1 protein-coding gene and 1 pseudogene are annotated in these 946 nt (G+C 62.6%); both read left to right on the top strand.

Annotated elements, in window-relative coordinates:
• On the top strand, positions 1-529 hold a 529-nt coding region (locus B2Z70_RS03555; protein WP_292981059.1), incomplete at its 5' end, for a ribonucleotide-diphosphate reductase subunit beta.
• Positions 530-641: 112 nt separating this feature from the next.
• Positions 642-946, top strand: a pseudogene (locus B2Z70_RS03550) (GNAT family N-acetyltransferase); the annotation flags it as partial.

The raw sequence follows: 946 nt of genomic DNA, 5'->3' as shown, positions 1-946 counted from the left end.
CTTCGCCATGCTGATGAACTTCCCGCGCTTCAACAAGATGAAGGGCATGGGCCAGATCGTGTCCTGGTCGGTGCGCGATGAGTCGCTGCACTGCGAAGGCATGATGAAGCTGTTCCACACCTTCGCCGAGGAAACCGGCGCGCTGACCAAGGGGGTGAAGGACGATATCGCCGATTGCTGCAAGACGGTGGTGAGCCTTGAGGACAAGTTCATCGAGCTGGCGTTCGAGGCGGGCGAAGTCGAGGGCATGACCCCCGAGGACATCAAGAACTACATCCGCTACATCGCCGACTGGCGCATGAAGCAGCTCAAGCTGCCGACCATCTATGGCGTGGAAGAGCACCCGATCCCGTGGCTGACCGAGATCCTGAACGGGGTCGAGCACGCCAACTTCTTTGAAGCCCGCGCCACAGAATACTCCAAGGGCGCGACCCAGGGCGACTGGCATGGCGATGCCGGCGTCTGGTCGAACTTCGACAACATGATGATGAAGCGGTCCCTGACGGCCGGCGCGACGCCGGCGGAATAGGTCCGACCTTCTTTGCACTCATGCGGAACCCCGGTGGGCAGGGCTCGCCGGGGTTTTTCATGTCACCGGCTCGTGATTGGGTGATTGCGCCTTGGCCCTATAATTTGGGGCCATGATTGAACGCGATGCCTCATCTCTGTATTTCGGCGATCTCGGCGCGGTCCCGCCAGAGCAGCTGGTCACGCACATGAATGACCCTCGGGTGGCCGCTCACCTGCCGCTCCTGACCCGTCGCTGGACGGTCGATGACGCTGTCGCGTTTCAGGCCGCCAAGGCTCAGCGCTGGCTCGAGGACGGGCTGGGGCATTGGGCGATCCATGCAGGCGATCGCTATGTCGGCTGGGGCGGGTTCGAGAAAGAGGGCGCAGTCTGGGATTTCGGGCTGGTGCTGACAGCGGAGGCGTTTGGCCTGGGGCG

The organism is Oceanicaulis sp. UBA6590, from assembly GCF_002433705.1.
GTDB lineage: Bacteria > Pseudomonadota > Alphaproteobacteria > Caulobacterales > Maricaulaceae > Oceanicaulis.
Note: the sequence above shows the minus strand (reverse complement) of the source record. Positions and strands in the feature narration are given on the sequence as shown.